This window comes from Streptomyces sp. NPDC046859, assembly GCF_040645135.1.
Lineage (GTDB): Bacteria > Actinomycetota > Actinomycetes > Streptomycetales > Streptomycetaceae > Streptomyces.
In genome coordinates, this window is sequence record NZ_JBEYXR010000007.1 from 175,374 (window position 1) to 190,201 (window position 14,828).

Annotated in this window: 15 protein-coding genes; 8 read left to right on the top strand and 7 right to left on the bottom strand. The window is 72.5% G+C overall.

Annotated elements, in window-relative coordinates; genetic code table 11:
• Positions 1-680 precede the first annotated feature (680 nt).
• Positions 681-1,706 (bottom strand): alpha/beta hydrolase, encoded by a 1,026-nt coding sequence (locus ABZ899_RS13100; protein WP_361344907.1) that lies wholly within the window; start codon positions 1,704-1,706, stop codon positions 681-683.
• A 289-nt stretch (positions 1,707-1,995) separates the two neighbouring features.
• Here ABZ899_RS13100 and ABZ899_RS13105 point away from each other — a divergent pair, with 289 nt between their 5' ends.
• The 4 genes from ABZ899_RS13105 to ABZ899_RS13120 all read left to right on the top strand — a co-directional run bounded on the left by ABZ899_RS13105 (position 1,996) and on the right by ABZ899_RS13120 (position 4,000).
• The gene (locus ABZ899_RS13105; RefSeq protein ID WP_361344909.1) at positions 1,996-2,220 is read left to right on the top strand and encodes a hypothetical protein; all 225 of its coding nucleotides are present in this window, start codon (positions 1,996-1,998) and stop codon (positions 2,218-2,220) included.
• Between the two features lie 237 nt (positions 2,221-2,457).
• On the top strand, positions 2,458-3,099 hold the full coding sequence (locus ABZ899_RS13110) for a TetR/AcrR family transcriptional regulator (RefSeq protein ID WP_361344911.1): 642 nt from the start codon (positions 2,458-2,460) through the stop codon (positions 3,097-3,099).
• Positions 3,100-3,293: 194 nt separating this feature from the next.
• Complete coding sequence (locus ABZ899_RS13115) at positions 3,294-3,521, top strand: DUF3107 domain-containing protein (RefSeq protein WP_062668721.1); 228 nt, start codon at positions 3,294-3,296, stop codon at positions 3,519-3,521.
• Between the two features lie 209 nt (positions 3,522-3,730).
• Entirely contained in the window at positions 3,731-4,000 is a 270-nt protein-coding gene (locus tag ABZ899_RS13120; RefSeq protein ID WP_361344913.1) for a hypothetical protein, read from the top strand.
• Positions 4,001-4,044: 44 nt separating this feature from the next.
• On the opposite strand, the gene ABZ899_RS13125 is transcribed toward ABZ899_RS13120, so the two are convergent.
• Positions 4,045-4,809 (bottom strand): ferritin-like fold-containing protein, encoded by a 765-nt coding sequence (locus ABZ899_RS13125; RefSeq protein ID WP_361345237.1) that lies wholly within the window; start codon positions 4,807-4,809, stop codon positions 4,045-4,047.
• Between the two features lie 472 nt (positions 4,810-5,281).
• Here ABZ899_RS13125 and ABZ899_RS13130 point away from each other — a divergent pair, with 472 nt between their 5' ends.
• The gene (locus ABZ899_RS13130; protein WP_361344915.1) at positions 5,282-7,633 is read left to right on the top strand and encodes a DEAD/DEAH box helicase; all 2,352 of its coding nucleotides are present in this window, start codon (positions 5,282-5,284) and stop codon (positions 7,631-7,633) included.
• A gap of 109 nt (positions 7,634-7,742) precedes the next feature.
• The gene (locus ABZ899_RS13135) at positions 7,743-8,624 is read left to right on the top strand and encodes an alpha/beta fold hydrolase (protein ID WP_361344917.1); all 882 of its coding nucleotides are present in this window, start codon (positions 7,743-7,745) and stop codon (positions 8,622-8,624) included.
• Here the strand turns inward: ABZ899_RS13135 and ABZ899_RS13140 are convergent.
• Positions 8,621-9,514, bottom strand: a complete 894-nt coding sequence (locus ABZ899_RS13140) for an NYN domain-containing protein (protein ID WP_361344919.1) — start codon at positions 9,512-9,514, stop codon at positions 8,621-8,623. The two genes, ABZ899_RS13135 and ABZ899_RS13140, sit on opposite strands and share 4 nt — an antisense overlap.
• A 236-nt stretch (positions 9,515-9,750) precedes the next feature.
• Between ABZ899_RS13140 and ABZ899_RS13145 the strand changes: the two genes are divergently transcribed.
• Positions 9,751-9,903, top strand: a complete 153-nt coding sequence (locus tag ABZ899_RS13145) for a hypothetical protein (RefSeq protein ID WP_361344921.1) — start codon at positions 9,751-9,753, stop codon at positions 9,901-9,903.
• Between the two features lie 75 nt (positions 9,904-9,978).
• On the opposite strand, the gene ABZ899_RS13150 is transcribed toward ABZ899_RS13145, so the two are convergent.
• From ABZ899_RS13150 to ABZ899_RS13160, 3 genes are all read right to left on the bottom strand, one after another.
• Positions 9,979-10,584 carry a MarC family protein gene (locus tag ABZ899_RS13150; RefSeq protein WP_361344923.1) on the bottom strand — a complete coding sequence of 202 codons (606 nt, stop codon included), beginning with the start codon at positions 10,582-10,584 and terminating at the stop codon, positions 9,979-9,981.
• A 112-nt stretch (positions 10,585-10,696) separates the two neighbouring features.
• A complete protein-coding gene (locus ABZ899_RS13155; RefSeq protein WP_361344925.1) occupies positions 10,697-11,554 on the bottom strand; it encodes a PHP domain-containing protein in 858 nt (285 codons plus the stop codon).
• A gap of 113 nt (positions 11,555-11,667) precedes the next feature.
• Complete coding sequence (locus ABZ899_RS13160; protein WP_361344926.1) at positions 11,668-12,309, bottom strand: DUF6758 family protein; 642 nt, start codon at positions 12,307-12,309, stop codon at positions 11,668-11,670.
• Between the two features lie 181 nt (positions 12,310-12,490).
• On the opposite strand from ABZ899_RS13160, the gene ABZ899_RS13165 reads away from it, so the two are divergent.
• Positions 12,491-13,717, top strand: a complete 1,227-nt coding sequence (locus ABZ899_RS13165; protein WP_361344928.1) for an MFS transporter — start codon at positions 12,491-12,493, stop codon at positions 13,715-13,717.
• A gap of 43 nt (positions 13,718-13,760) precedes the next feature.
• Here ABZ899_RS13165 and ABZ899_RS13170 read toward each other — a convergent pair whose 3' ends face one another.
• On the bottom strand, positions 13,761-14,345 hold the full coding sequence (locus ABZ899_RS13170; RefSeq protein WP_361344930.1) for a suppressor of fused domain protein: 585 nt from the start codon (positions 14,343-14,345) through the stop codon (positions 13,761-13,763).
• Positions 14,346-14,828: the final 483 nt, after the last annotated feature.

The window sequence follows — 14,828 nt, forward strand, 5'->3', positions numbered from 1 at the left end:
CGGCGAAACGCGGGACACCCCGTGCGGGAGTCCCGTCGGGGAACATCGGCACCCCGCGCGCGGGCGTGCCGTCGGCGTAGCGGGGCACACCGCGGACCGGAGTGCCCTCCGGCAGACGCGGGACACCCCCCGCGGGAGTCCCGTCGGACAGCCTCGGAACCCCCTTCGCCGGCGTCCCGTCGGCGAAACGCGGGACACCCCGTGCGGGAGTCCCGTCGGGGAACATCGGCACCCCGCGCGCGGGCGTGCCGTCGGCGTAGCGGGGCACACCGCGGGCCGGAGTGCCCTCCGGCAGACGCGGGACGCCCCGCGCGGGAGTCCCGTCGGACAGCCTCGGAACCCCCTTCGCCGGCGTCCCGTCGGCGAAACGCGGGACACCGCGCGCGGGTGTCCCGTCGGGGAACATCGGCACCCCGCGCGCGGGCGTGCCGTCGGGCAGCCGCGGGGGGCCCTGCGGCGGCGTGGCGCCGGCCGGACGGGGGTGTCCGCCGTACGCCGGGTGTCCCCCCTGGCGGCCGGGCGGGGGCGGCGGCGTTCCCGGGGCGGGGCCGGGACCCGGTACGGAGGGCCGGGGCTGTGGCGCGCCCGGCTCGGGGGGCGCCTGTCCGTCGTCCTGTCGTGCCGTCTGTGTGGCGTCGCGCTTGGCGAGGCCGCGCCGGCTGTGGCGTCCCACCCGCGCCTCAGCTCCCCGCGTTCTCGGTCGGGGCACCCGCGTCGGTGCCGGACGTGCGCGGCCCCGCGTCGGGCTCGCGGCCCTCGGCCTGCGCGAGAAGGTCGCGGAAGCCGCGGGCGACGACCTCCGGGTACTCCATCATCGCCACGTGTCCGGCCTCCGGGAGGGTCAGCAGCCGGGAGTCGCGGAAGGCGCGGGCCGCCCTGCTGGACATGCGGTGGCCGACGAGCTGGTCCTTGCCGCCGTAGACGAGCAGGGTCGGGGCCAGCACCCGCTCGGCCTGCCGCCACAGCGCGTGCTGGCCGCCCAGGGTGTAGGCGTTGACGAGCCCGCGCGCGGACCGCGTCATCGCGTCCCAGAAGTACGGCAGCTGGAGCCGCCGCTCCATCTCCTCGACGGCATGGCGAAAGCCTTCCGGCGTCACCCGTCCCGGTTCGCCGTAGCAGAGCTGCAGCACCCCGCGGACCCGCTGCTCCGCCGTCCACCTCCTGGTGAACCGCGTGAAGAGCGCCGTCACCCCCGGCACCGCCAGCAGCCCGGTGGGCACGGCGGTGCGCTGGACGCGGAGCTCCGGTAGCGCGGGCGACACGAGGGTGAGCGTACGGACGAGGTCCGGACGGACGGCGGCGACGCGCGTGGAGACCGCGCCGCCGAGCGAGTTGCCGAAGAGGTGTACGGGGCCGCGGCCGGACGCCTCCAGATAGCCGATCACCGCGCGTGCGTGCGCGGTGATGGAGTAGTCGCCGTCGTCCGGGGGCGGCGAGTCGCCGAAGCCGGGCAGGTCGACGGCCTCGGAGTCGACGACGCTGTCGAGCTGTTCCATGAGCGCCGACCAGTTGAGCGAGGAGCCGCCGAGCCCGTGGACGTACAGCGCGGGCGGCAGCCCTTCACGCGCGGGCGGGCGCGACCGCACGGTCAGCGTGACCCCGGGCAGCCCGACCGACCGCAGCCGCTCCCCCTCCGCGACCCGGACGGTCGCCACCTGGGGGAGCACATGGGCGGCCGACACGGACGGCGGCTCGGTCGAAGACATGCGGCAATGTTACGAGACGATCACGCGGTGATTCATGCGTTCGCCATTGTGTTCGCCGTCACAAGCCGACGCGTACATGGCAGCGCGAACGGCGGGAACCGGCCACGTGGACCGGCCTGTGCGCAGGGGGCCGGAAACCGCCCGGATCGCCCGCAGATGACCCGCGGATCGCATAGCGTCCGGATCGGGTGTCTCCTAGGCTCGTACGCAGGGCACCCGGACACGGACCCCAGTCTCGCCCGGGGACACCGCACCCCCCACGGGGACGTTCTAGGAAAGGGAGCCCACCATGGCCGTCGATCCCACCGACCCCGAGACCTTCGTGCACGACGACGCCGAGGAAGCCGACGAGTTCGACGTCGAGGCGCCGCCGGCCGACGCGGCCGAGCAGAAGGCGGACGTCGCCCCGGACCCCGACGACCCGCTGCCGGAGGTGGACCCGGACTGGGTCAACGAGGCGGATCTGATCGAGCAGGCGCGCGTCGTCACCCTCGACGAGGACGACTATCGCTGACCGGGCGACCCCGGGAGCGCCGGGACCGGCGAGGGCCTGTCCGGGCGCGGGAAGAGGGCCGCTGAGCAGGAAAGAGGCGAGCCGCATGCCCATTGCGACCCGGTTTCAAACCCTCTACGCGGCTTTCGCCGCCGTCCGGTCCGTGAAATTCTGCGCTCGCACCGCGCACACCCGGGTTACCGAAAAGTACGATGGCCACGCGGCGCACACCGCATGTGGACGATCTTGGGAGGCGGCGTGACAGCCATCGAGCAGACAGAGGCGGCACGCCCGCGGGGCACGCGCCTGCCGCGCCGTGCCCGACGGAACCAGCTGCTGGGCGCCGCCCAGGAAGTCTTCGTGGCGCAGGGCTACCACGCCGCCGCCATGGACGACATCGCCGAGCGCGCCGGCGTCAGCAAGCCGGTGCTCTACCAGCACTTCCCGGGCAAGCTCGACCTCTACCTCGCGCTCCTGGACCAGCACTGCGAGTCCCTGATCCAGTCGGTGCGCAGCGCGCTCGCGTCGACCACCGACAACAAGCAGCGCGTGCGCGCCACGATGGACGCCTACTTCGCGTACGTCGAGGACGACGGCGGCGCCTTCCGGCTGGTCTTCGAGTCCGACCTGACCAACGAGCCGGCCGTGCGCGAGCGCGTCGACAAGGTCACGAACGAATGCGCCGAGGCGATCTGCGACGTCATCGCCGAGGACACCGGGCTCTCGCGCGCGGAGTCGATGCTGCTGGCCTCCGGCCTCGGCGGTCTCGCGCAGGTGGTGGCCCGCTCCTGGCTGCACAGCGACCGCAGCGTCCCGCGCGACCAGGCCGTCCAGCTGCTGACGTCGCTGGCCTGGCGCGGCATCGCCGGCTTCCCGCTGCACGGCTCCGACGCGCACTGAGCAGCAGACGTCACGCACCCCGCGCGCGTAGGGGCGCCTTCGGCCCGCACGCGCGCGTGGTGCGCGTTTGTTCCCGTCCGCTGTTCGCTCCTGGCGTGGCCCGGCGGAGCGTGGACATCCCCTCACCGGGCTAATGTGTGCTGGGTACGGCGCGCAAGGTCGCGCACTTCACTGACCGTCGGAGGGACATAGCCGTGGAGGTCAAGATCGGCGTGCAGCACGCGCCCCGCGAGATCGTTCTGGAGAGCGGTCAGAGTGCCGAGGACGTCGAGCGGGCGGTGTCCGAGGCGCTGGCCGGCAAGTCTCAGCTGCTGAGCCTCGTCGACGAGCACGGCCGCAAGGTCCTCGTCCCGGCCGACCGTCTCGCGTACGTGGAGCTCGGTGAGCCGGCTCCGCGCAAGGTGGGCTTCGGCGCACTCTGAGGCAGCCGCCGCCAAGGCGTGCGGAGAGGGGCCCGGCGACCACCGTCGCCGGGCCCCTCTCCCGTTCCTCCGCCGCCCCGCGGCGCCTCCAGGTCCTCTCCACGGACGGAGCACAGGCCGTTCACAGAGGAGGATTGTATTCCGCAGGTCAGGGGTATGACGGGGTACGACCGTTTCGAGCAGGTCGGCCATGTGGGAGGGACCCCAGCATGCTCTTGGAAGCGCTCAGCTCCGCGATCCTCGGCCTGGCCCTGGCGTGGGCCGCGTACAGCCGCCTGCCGCACCGCATGCCCGCCCGCTCGCTGGTCCTGTCGACCGGTGCCGGCGGCGCCCTCTTCGGCGCCTTCGTCACGCACACCGCGCTCGACTTCGGCAACCTCGCCGTGATCCTGGCCGGCGCCGCGATCGTCGCCACCGCCTCGCTCTCCCTGCTGGTGCGCCCCGCGGGCAGACTGCGCCGCCACTCGGCGACCGCTTAGAGCGGGAGCGATCGCCGAGCGCGTGACGCGTACGCGGGCCCTGGCTAGGCCGCGAGGCCCAGCGCGGCCATCCGCTTGGTGTGCGCCTCGGTGATCCGCGAGAACATCTTGCCGACCTCCGCGAGGTCGAACCCGTCCGCGACCCCGCCCACGAGCATCGTCGACAGCGCGTCCCGGTCGGCGACCACCCGCTGCGACTGCGACAGCGCCTCGCCCATCAGCCGCCGTGCCCAGAGCGCGAGACGGCCGCCCACGCGCGGGTCGGCGTCGATCGCCGCGCGCACCTTCTCCACCGCGAACCCGGCGTGGCCGGTGTCGTCCAGCACGGCCAGCACCAGGCCGCGCGTGTCCGAGTCGAGCCGGGCGGCGACCTCCCGGTAGAAGTCGCTGGCGATCGAGTCGCCGACGTACGCCTTGACGAGGCCCTCCAGCCAGTCCGAGGGGGCCGTCTGCCGGTGGAAGCCGTCCAGCGCGGCCACGAACGGCTCCATGGCCTCGGTGGGCTCGACGCCGATCTCGGCGAGCCGGTCCCGCAGCTTCTCGTAGTGGTGGAACTCGGCCGACGCCATCTTCGCCAGCTCCGCCTTATCCGCGAGCGTCGGCGCCAGCTTCGCGTCCTCCGCCAGCCGCTCGAACGCCGCGAGCTCGCCGTAGGCCAGCGCGCCGAGCAGGTCGACGACGGCGGCCCGGTACTGGGGATCGGCGGAGGCCTTCGCCCAGTCCTGGGCGGCGACCCCGGTGCGTGCGACGGGGGTGTTTGCGGTGTCCGCGGCGTCAGAGGTGTTGTCAGGCGTCGTCATGAAGCGCACAATAGCCCGCTTGATGCGTGACGGAAGTCCCTGGTCAATCACTGTGACGACGACTACGTGACCAATTCGGCCATCGCATGTGCGCGATTCCGGGGTATGGTGGTAATGCGCCCGCTGAGTACCTTGAGGTACGCGACGGGCCGCGTGTTATGAGGATGCCCGGTCGGTGGCCCGATCGGCTCCGACCCGACAGCCCTCCCCGGCCGTGCGGCACCATGCGTACGACGACCGGAGGGACACCCTCAGCGGTACGAGCGCTAGAGCGTCGGCAGTGGTCCCGTGCCTTACGGTCCCGCCGTACGGCAGCCGACGTCCCCGGCACGGTCCGTCAAGACCCCCCGCGCTCGCCTCGCACCGCGTACACAGAAGAGGCAGCACCCTGACTACGACTTTCCGAGAGCTCGGAATCCTTCCCGAGACCGCCGAGGCCCTTGAGGCCGTCGGCATCGTCACCCCCTTCCCCATCCAGGAGATGACCCTTCCCGTCGCCCTCACCGGCACGGACGTCATCGGCCAGGCGAAGACCGGCACCGGCAAGACGCTGGGCTTCGGCCTCCCCCTCCTGGAGCGGGTCACCGTCCCCGCCGACGTCGAGGCGGGCCGCGCCCGTCCCGACGCCCTCACCGACGCCCCGCAGGCGCTCGTCGTCGTCCCCACGCGCGAGCTGTGCACGCAGGTCACCAACGACCTGCTGACCGCCGGCAAGGTCCGCAACGTCCGCGTCCTCGCCATCTACGGCGGCCGCGCCTACGAGCCCCAGGTCGAGGCCCTGAAGAAGGGCGTCGACGTCGTCGTCGGCACCCCGGGCCGGCTCCTGGACCTCGCGGGCCAGAAGAAGCTCGACCTCAAGCACGTCAAGGCGCTCGTCCTCGACGAGGCCGACGAGATGCTGGACCTGGGCTTCCTGCCCGACGTCGAGAAGATCATCAACCTCCTTCCGGCCCGGCGCCAGACCATGCTGTTCTCGGCGACCATGCCGGGTGCGGTCATCGGGCTCGCGCGCCGCTACATGTCGCAGCCGACCCACATCCGCGCGACCGCGCCGGACGACGAGGGCAAGACGGTCGCGAACACGGCGCAGTTCATCTACCGCGCGCACAACATGGACAAGCCCGAGATGGTCGCGCGCATCCTCCAGGCCGACGGCCGGGGACTGGTCATGGTCTTCTGCCGCACCAAGCGCACCGCGGCCGATCTCGCCGACCAGCTCCAGCAGCGCGGCTTCGCGGCCGGCGCGGTCCACGGCGACCTCGGCCAGGGAGCCCGTGAGCAGGCGCTGCGCGCGTTCCGCAACGGCAAGGTGGACGTCCTCGTCTGCACCGACGTCGCCGCGCGCGGCATCGACGTCGAGGGCGTCACGCACGTCATCAACTACCAGTCCCCCGAAGAGGAGAAGACGTACCTGCACCGCATCGGCCGCACCGGCCGCGCGGGCGCCAAGGGCATCGCGATCACCCTCGTCGACTGGGACGACATCCCGCGCTGGCAGCTGATCAACAAGGCGCTGGAACTCGACTTCAACAACCCGCCGGAGACGTACTCCACCTCTCCGCACCTCTTCGAGGACCTGAACATCCCCGCCGGCACCAAGGGTGTCCTGCCCCGCTCGGAGCGCACGCGCGCCGGGCTGGCGGCGGAGGAACTGGAGGACCTCGGCGAGACCGGTGGCCGCGGTGCCCGTGGCCGTGGTGGCCGGGGCGGCCGGGACGACTCCCGTACCGCGGAGCGCGAGCGCCCGGCGCGCACGCCCCGCCGCCGTCGCCGTACGCGCGGCGGGTCCGCGCTGGACGCCCCGGAGGCGCCCGCCGCCACCGGTGCGCCGGACGAGGCGGCCTCCGCGGAGTCCGCGACCGAGCCGCGCACGCCCCGCCGCCGTCGCCGCACCCGCGGCGGAGCGCCGGCGGAAGCGTCCCTGACGGTCGTCGCCGAGTCGGCTCCGCAGGACGCGGATGCCGCCGTCGCCACGGCCGAGGGCCCGGCTCTGACGACCACCGAGGAGACCGGGGCGAAGCCGCGCCGCCGCCGCACCCGCAAGTCGGTGGAGGCGCAGACGGCGCCGGTGGCCGAGGCCGCCGAGGAGGCCGTGCAGGCGTCCGAGCCGGTCGCCGCCGCACCGGCACCGGTGGCCGAGGAGGCTCCCGCGGCCGCCCCTCGCCGCCGCACCCGGAAGACCGCCGCGACCGCCGAGGCCCCCGCCGACGCGGCCGACGCGGCCGAGACGGCCGAGGCCAAGCCGCGCCGGACCCGCAAGGCCACCGCGACCGCCGAGGCGGCCCTCGACACCGCCGAGGCCACCGAGGCCAAGCCCAAGGCACGCCGCACCCGCAAGACCGCGGCGGCCGCCGAGGCCGCCGAGGCCGCCGAGATCCCGGCGCAGACGGCCCAGGAGCCCGAGGCCGCCGAGGAGGCCAAGCCGCGCCGGACCCGCAAGGCCGCCGCGACCGCCGAGGCGGCCGTCGACACGGCCGAGGGGGCGGAGGCCAAGCCCAAGGCACGCCGCACCCGCAAGACCGCCGAGACGGCGGAGACGGCCGAGGCCAAGCCGCGCCGGACGCGGAAGACCGCCGCGACCACCGAGGCAGCCGTCGACACGGCCGAGGGGACGGAGGCCAAGCCCAAGGCACGCCGCACCCGCAAGACCGCGGCGACCGCCGAGGCCGCCGAGATCCCGGCGCAGGCCACGCAGGAGCCGGCGGCGCCCCGCCGTCGTACGCGCAAGGCCGCGGCAGCCGAGGAGACCGTGGAGACGGCCGCCGAGGCGAAGCCGAAGGTGCGCCGCGCCCGCAAGGCCGCGGCAGCCGCCGAGGAGTCCGCGGAGAGCTGACCCGCATCACGCCGACGGCCCGGCCCCACCGAAAGGGGGGCCGGGCCGTCGGCGTTCCCGGGCGCCCGTGCGGCGGACGCCCGGAGGCGCACCGGCTACCCTCCCCCTCGTGAGCACCGAACCCGTCTACACCCCGCCTCCAGGCTCCCGCGCCTACCCGCTGCGCACCGGCCGCGGTGCCTTCGCCGTCGTCGACTGCCCCGTCGCGCCCGGGGTGCGGCCCCGCGGGGTCGCGCTGCTGCTGCCCGGCTTCACCGGCAGCAAGGAGGACTTCACCCTCATGCAGGGGCCGCTCGCGGAGCGCGGCTATCGCACGGTGGCCGTCGACGGGCGGGGCCAGCACGAGTCGGACGGGCCCGAGCACGACGAATCCGCCTACGAGCGGGGTGAGTTGGCGCGTGACGTGCTCGCCCAAGCGGCGGCCCTCGGCCCCCTGGACACCCCGCTGCACCTGTTCGGCCACTCGCTGGGCGGCCAGATCGCCCGCGCGGCCGTCCTCCTCGACCACACGCCCTTCCGGTCGCTGACCCTGATGGCCTCGGGGCCCGCCCAGATCTCGGACTCCCAGCAGCAGCGTGTGAAGCTGCTGCGGGACGCGCTCGGGGTGATGACCATGGCCGAGACCTGGGAGGCGATCCTCGCCATGGGACCGCCCGAGGAGGTCGGCGGTCCGGCCCGCGGCATCGGCGGCCCGGATCTGCTGCGCCGCCGCTGGCTGGGCACCAAGCCCGCGCAGCTCCTGGCGACGGGACGTCAGTTGTGCGCGGAGCCGGACCGCGTGGACGAACTCGCCGCGCTGCCGCTGCCGTTCCACGTCCTGTCGGGGGCCAGCGACGACACCTGGCCGGTCTCCGTCCTGGACGACATGGCCGCCCGGCTGCACGCGCACCGGACGGTGATCCCGGGCGCCGAGCACTCCCCCAACGCGGACCGGCCCCTGCCGACCGCCGAGGCCGCGGCCGACTTCTGGGACCGCGTCACCGGAGGCTAGTACTGCGTCTGGAGGTGCTCCCAGAAGCCGTCGCGCAGCGCGCGGCGCAGGTCGGCCTGGCCGCGCAGGGAGTACTGGAGCAGCCCCTCCGCCTCGACGAGCAGGTCCTGGTCGACGGAGCCCGGGAGGTACGGGTGGCCGGGCAGCAGCTCGACCAGTGACGCGCGTCCACGTGCCGCGAGCCACTTGGCCGCGATCTGGGCGCCGACGAACCGCACGTCCTCCCGGGTGGGCCGGGCGGCCGCGGCCTCGTGGGCGGCGGCGGTGCGCCGGGAGACGTACGGCTTGAAGAAGTCGAGGTCGAGGGTGCGCTGGCTGTCGACCTCCCAGAGCAGCGGCTCGGCCTGGTTGCGGCCCTCCGGCGCCTCGATGCCCCACAGGTGGACGCGCGCCCCGTACCCCTGGGCCGCCTCGACCGCCGACACGAGGTCCTCGTCGCCGCCGAGGAGGGCCGCGTCGCTGATGGCGCGGTGCCGGGCCAGGGACTCCAGGTCGCTCCTGATCAGGGAATCGACGCCCTTCTGCTGGTTGTTGGCGTTGAGGTTGCCCAGGCGCACCTTGACGTCGGGGAGTTCGGCGATCGACTGCTGTTCCGCGGTGTGGATGCGGCGCCGGGCGCCGTCGTACCAGTACACGCGCAGCAGCCTGCTGTCGGCGAAGATCGTGCGGGCGCGGTCGATGAGCGCCTCGATCAGGCCCTCGGCGTCCAGGTCGAAGGCCCTGCGGTCCTCCGTGCCGGCGACCAGGCGGCCGGCGGCGGCGTAGAGGTAGCCCGCGTCGACGAAGATCGCATGAGTGGAGGGCGTCTTCGCCACCTCGGCGAGCATGCGCAGCAGCAGCTCGTTCGTGTGGTCGATGCGGGCGGCCAGCGCCGCCAGGTCGTCGTTCATCGACTCCATTGTCCCGGCGGTCACGCTGCGAACACAACCGATACCGGTCGGTCTCTGCTTGATCGTTCTTCGATCCCTTACCGGTCAGTAGTTAGCTGTTCGAAAAATTTCTTTAGCGTAGGGAATGTTTGTAACACGCGGCCTGTTGCATACCTATGGAACCGGGAGCGCCATGGCTCGCGGGGCCCTCCACCAGATGTTCTCCTCAGGAGGATGACCAGACGAAGGGAGAAGCCATGCGCTTCGAGATCATGCGACTCGACGAGTTCGACGGCACGCCCGTGGACAGCACTGTCGTAGACGCCGCCTCCGTCAACCGGATCGTTCAGCAAGCTGCCGCCATAGGGCAGCGACTCTGGATCCGCCCGGCCGAGACCTCGGCCTCGTAACGCGGATCGTCGACGAAGCTTCTGGGCCCCGTACGGCACGACGCCGTACGGGGCCCTTTGGTCTGCCCAGGGGGCTCAGCTCCCCCGGATCACCTGCGTGACGCCGTTGATGATCTGCTGGACGGCGATCGCGGACAGCATCATGCCCGCGAGCCGCGTCACCAGGACCACTCCCCCGTCCTTGATGACCCGGATGATCAGCAGCGAGTACCGCATCACGAGCCACAGCACCACGTGGATGACGAGGATCGCCGTCCACACCGACACCTGGGTGCCGACGGTGTCGGCCTTCTGCACGGCGAGGATCACGGAGACGATCGCGCCCGGCCCGGCCAGCAGCGGCATGCCGAGCGGGACGAGGGCGACGTTCACGTCCTTCGTCTGCTGCGGCTCGTCCGTCTTGCCGGTGAGCAGGTCGAGCGCGATGAGCAGGAGCAGCAGGCCGCCCGCGATCATCAGCGCCGGCACGGAGACGTGCAGGTAGTCGAGGATCTGGTGACCTAGGAGCCCGAAGACCGCGATCACACCGCCCGCCACGCAGACGGCCTGGAAGGCCATCCGCCGTTGCACCTTGGCGGGCCGGCCGGCGGTGAGGGCGAGAAAGATCGGGGTGATCCCGGGGGGATCCATGATCACGAAGAGGGTGAGGAAGAGCGAGCCGAAGACGGCGACGTCGAACATGGGATGAGCTGTGCCTTGCGCAGGGGCGTGCCGCCGTGACCGGTCGCCCGCGGGGCGGACGGGTGGGCACGGCGGACGGCGCCGGGTGGATCGGACGGACGGGTGAGGGTTCTCAGACTCCGCCGGTACCGGGGACGGGGAACGCGCCGGTCGCCCGCCGCGTGATCTCGCCGTACACCTCGGGGTCGGTGGTGAACTCGCCGAGGACGCAGGTCTTGCGGCTGCCGTGGTAGTCGCTCGAACCGGTCGTCAGCAGGCCGAGCTCCTGGGCGAGCCCGCGCAGCCGCACGCGGGTGCCGGGGTCGTGGTCCATGTGGTCGACCTCGATCCCGTCGAGGCCGGCCGCGGCCAGCTCGGCGATCGTGGACTCCGGGACCGTACGGCCGCGCTTGCTCGCGGCGGGGTGGGCGAAGACGGTGACGCCCCCGGCGGCCTTGACCAGCCGGACGGCCTCGAAGGGGTCCGTCTCGTGCTTCTGCACATGGGCCCGGCCGCCGTCGGCCAGCCAGTCCTGGGTGAAGGCGTCGTCCACGCTCGCCACGACGCCGAGCTCGACGAGCGCGGAGGCGACGTGCGGGCGGCCGACCGAGCCGCCGCCGGCGATCCGGCTCACCTGCTCCCAGGTGACGGGGACGCCCAGCGCGTTCAGCTTGGCGACCATGCTCTTGGCGCGGGGCACCCGGTCGTCGCGCACCAGCTCGCGCTCGGCGAGCAGGGCGGGCTCCTCGGGGTCGAAGAGGTAGGCCAGCAGATGCATGCTGATGCCGTCGACACGGCAGGACAGCTCGGCGCCGGTGACGAGCGTGAGCCCCTCCGGCAGCGCGGTGATCGCCTCGGCGTACCCACGGGTCGTGTCGTGGTCGGTGAGCGCCACGACGTCCAGCCCGGCCTCGGCGGCGTGACGCACCAGCTCGGCGGGCGTGTCCGTGCCGTCGGACGCGGTGGAGTGGGTGTGCAGGTCGATACGCACGACGCGGACTCCAGTCAGGACGGCACGGAAGGGACCGCACAAGGATAGCCGTATTTCCTGACCCGCCTGTCACACCCGTACAGCCCCGGCGCCCCCTACACGGGGCACGGCCGCTACGGCTCGAGCAGGCGCGGGGACAGCGCCCCGCAGGGCACCAGTTCCACCTCGGCCCCGGCGTCCCGCAGATCGGTCAGCACCAGTTCGTCGTACATCAGCAGCCCGGACTGCTCGGGCCACATGATCGCCCACAGCCACACCCCGAGGGCCTCGCCGGCGAAGACGGCACGGTCGTCGGGGGTGCCGGAGACATGCCACAGCGGGGTCGGGCGGCCGGTGGCGAGGACCTTGGCCTGCGGCGGCTTCTCGACGTCGATGTACGGCCCAGGGTCGGGTCCGTCGATCCCGGCGTAACGGGCGCCGAGTCCGACGCCGAGCTCCTCGGCGACCAGGATCAGCTCGCCGGGGCCGCCGAGCGGTCCGGGTCCGGAACAGGCCACGGCGCTCGCGCGTCCGCCGCTGCGGTCGTCGCCCGCGCCGGCGACGCCGGTGAACAGCCACCCGATCGGCAGCGGCCACGGCATCCACACGGGCACCCGCGTGCGGTGCACGACCACGCCGAGCGCCTCGACGCTGGGCGGGATCACGGGCTGCACCGGATACACGGTGCCGTGCACGTCGCACTGCCAGGTGTCGGCGAAGAGTCCGGGAGCCCTGACCCGGCCACCACACTTCGGGCAACTGGGTTCGCCCCTCATAGGGCCCCACGGTCCTACCCCTTCCGCGTCACGTCAAGGACGATCACCCGTCCGGACGGGACGCGTGGACCAGGAGATATAGATGTAGCTTGCATTAATTAGACTAGCTAATCTAATCTATTCAGGCACCAACCACCTTCGACGACTGTCTCGGTCGTCCCGGTCCTGATGGGAGAACGGCATGGACCCCCTCGATGCGGGATCCGGCGGCATCCTCCGCCAGCCCAAGGCCGTCTGGGCGACCACCGGCGCGTCCGTCGTCGCCTTCATGGGCATCGGGCTCGTCGACCCGATCCTGCCGTCCATCGCGAGCGGCCTGGACGCCACGGCCGGCCAAATCTCCCTCCTCTTCACCTCGTACTTCCTGATCACCGCCGTGGCGATGCTGCTCACCGGCTTCGTCTCCAGCCGCATCGGCGGCCGCAAGACGCTGCTGCTCGGCCTCGCGCTGGTCGTCGTCTTCGCCGCACTCGCCGGCACGTCCGGCTCGGTCGGCGAACTGGTCGGGTTCCGCGCGGGCTGGGGCCTGGGCAACGCCCTCTTCGTCTCCACCGCCCTCGCGGTGATCGTCGGAGCGGCCGCCGGCGGCAGCGCCGCGGCGATCCTGCTGTACGAGTCCGCCCTCGGGCTCGGCATGGCGTGCGGACCGCTGCTGGGGGCGCTGCTCGGCGACGCCAGCTGGCGCTACCCGTTCTTCGGCACCGCGTTCCTCATGGCCGTCGGCTTCCTGTGCATCTGGGCGTTCCTCAAGGAGCAGCCCAAGCCGGCCCGCAAGACCTCGGTGCTCGACCCGATCCGCGCGCTCGGCCACGGCGGCCTGGCGTCGGCGGCGGCCTCGGCGTTCTTCTACAACTACACGTTCTTCACCGTGCTGGCCTTCACCCCGTTCGTGCTGGACATGAGCCCGTACCGGTCGGGCGCGGTGTTCTTCGCGTGGGGTGTGCTGCTCGCCGCGTTCTCGGTGATCGTGGCCCCGCGCCTGCAGGAGCGGTTCGCCTCGCTGCGGGTGCTCGGCGGCTCGCTCGTCCTGCTCGCGGTGGACGTGCTCGTCCTCGGGTACGGCGACCACACGACCGCCGTGGTCTGCACGATCCTTTCGGGTGCGTTCATCGGGGTGAACAACACCGTCTACACCGAACTGGCGCTCGGCGTGTCGGACGCGCCGCGCCCCGTGGCCAGCGCCGGCTACAACTTCGTCCGCTGGTTCGCGGCGGCCGCGGCGCCGTTCTTCGCCCCCCGGATCGAGGAGTGGACCGGTAGTCTCCGGGTGCCGTTCGTGGTGGCGGCCGTCACCGCCGTGCTGGGCGCGCTCGTCGTCCTCGTCCGCCGCGGGGCGCTCACGCTGGAGGCCGAGGAGCACGCCACCCGGCACGCGACCCAGGACAGCGTCACCGTGTTCGCCAACTGACGCTTTTCCACTGGCCGGTTGGTGAGATCGCTCACGTATGCGCTCACGTCAGCGGGACGGACGTGCGGGTGGGATCCCGCAGGTCCGTCCCGTGCGTCAGCCAGCGCTCCTGGAGGGCCTGGGCGCCGTGCACGCGCTTCCAGGCGGCCTCGTTCGGCGTCATCGGCAGCAGCGGCAGGAAGCTCACCGGGTCGAGGGGGGCGTCGAGGTCCAGGTCCTCGACCAGGCCGCCCGGCTCGGCGACCAGGACCGAGGTGAACGGGGCGCCGGGCCACAGCGGTTCGCCGACGTCGAGGGAGGCGCCGGGCGCCACGACGACGCCCTCCACCTGCGGGGACGCGGCGAGCACAGCGAGCGGGCGGAGCACCTTGTCGGTGTCGGCGAGACCGGCGCGGACGGACAGGACCAGCTCGGCCCGCGGGCCCTTGACGGGGTCGGCGACCACGGCCGTCGGGTCCGACATGGGGTGCGCGGACATGCCGAGGGTGGCGTAGCGGACGACGTCGCCCTCCTGGAAGCGCAGCACCTCGACGCGGTCGGTGCCGAGGAAGGTGACCGCGGCGCGTGCGCCCGGTTCGCCGAGGGCGGTGCGCAGCCGGGCCTCGACCAGGGGAAGAACATCAGCCATGTCGCGAGCATAGAACTCGTCAGGACGCGGCAAAGCAGCGCCTTGACACTTCAGTCGGCTGATACTCTTGCCCGGTGTTCGGGCAGCGTGCCATGGCATCGCGAACGAGTCCCGACGCCTGAATACTCCCGTACGGGGAACCCCTTAGGGGTATGGAACGTCCCTCACGAGGGACCGGCCGGAGGAGGTGGGGCTGTCATGGATCGAAGTCGACCGTGCAGTACCACTCGCTCTTCCCGCCGTTGATGTAGCTGGTTCGGCTGTTCCGGCTCCGGCTGACCGCCGCCTTTCACGCTGGTGATCCTGACGCGGAAGAGCACTTCGTTTCGCTTTGCCTGATCGGTCTGATCTGTTTCAGCAACGAAGCCCATCACCGCAACGGTGCGGTGCTCCCCGCTTTGTGGACGTACCAAACATCCTGAGGTCAGGACGTCCTCATTCCGGGCAGTTCCACCCGTGTGGCGGTACGCACGCGCTTCGTTG

Excerpts from the sequence above, each read along its gene's own strand:
- ABZ899_RS13100 (WP_361344907.1), bottom strand. The coding sequence starts at position 1,706 with ATGTCTTCGACCGAGCCGCCGTCCGTGTCGGCCGCCCATGTGCTCCCC.
- ABZ899_RS13105 (WP_361344909.1), top strand. The coding sequence starts at position 1,996 with ATGGCCGTCGATCCCACCGACCCCGAGACCTTCGTGCACGACGACGCC.
- ABZ899_RS13120 (WP_361344913.1), top strand. The coding sequence starts at position 3,731 with ATGCTCTTGGAAGCGCTCAGCTCCGCGATCCTCGGCCTGGCCCTGGCG.
- ABZ899_RS13130 (WP_361344915.1), top strand. The coding sequence starts at position 5,282 with ATGACCCTTCCCGTCGCCCTCACCGGCACGGACGTCATCGGCCAGGCG.
- ABZ899_RS13140 (WP_361344919.1), bottom strand. The coding sequence starts at position 9,514 with ATGAACGACGACCTGGCGGCGCTGGCCGCCCGCATCGACCACACGAAC.
- ABZ899_RS13145 (WP_361344921.1), top strand. The coding sequence starts at position 9,751 with ATGCGCTTCGAGATCATGCGACTCGACGAGTTCGACGGCACGCCCGTG.
- ABZ899_RS13150 (WP_361344923.1), bottom strand. The coding sequence starts at position 10,584 with ATGTTCGACGTCGCCGTCTTCGGCTCGCTCTTCCTCACCCTCTTCGTG.
- ABZ899_RS13160 (WP_361344926.1), bottom strand. The coding sequence starts at position 12,309 with ATGAGGGGCGAACCCAGTTGCCCGAAGTGTGGTGGCCGGGTCAGGGCT.
- ABZ899_RS13165 (WP_361344928.1), top strand. The coding sequence starts at position 12,491 with ATGGACCCCCTCGATGCGGGATCCGGCGGCATCCTCCGCCAGCCCAAG.
- ABZ899_RS13170 (WP_361344930.1), bottom strand. The coding sequence starts at position 14,345 with ATGGCTGATGTTCTTCCCCTGGTCGAGGCCCGGCTGCGCACCGCCCTC.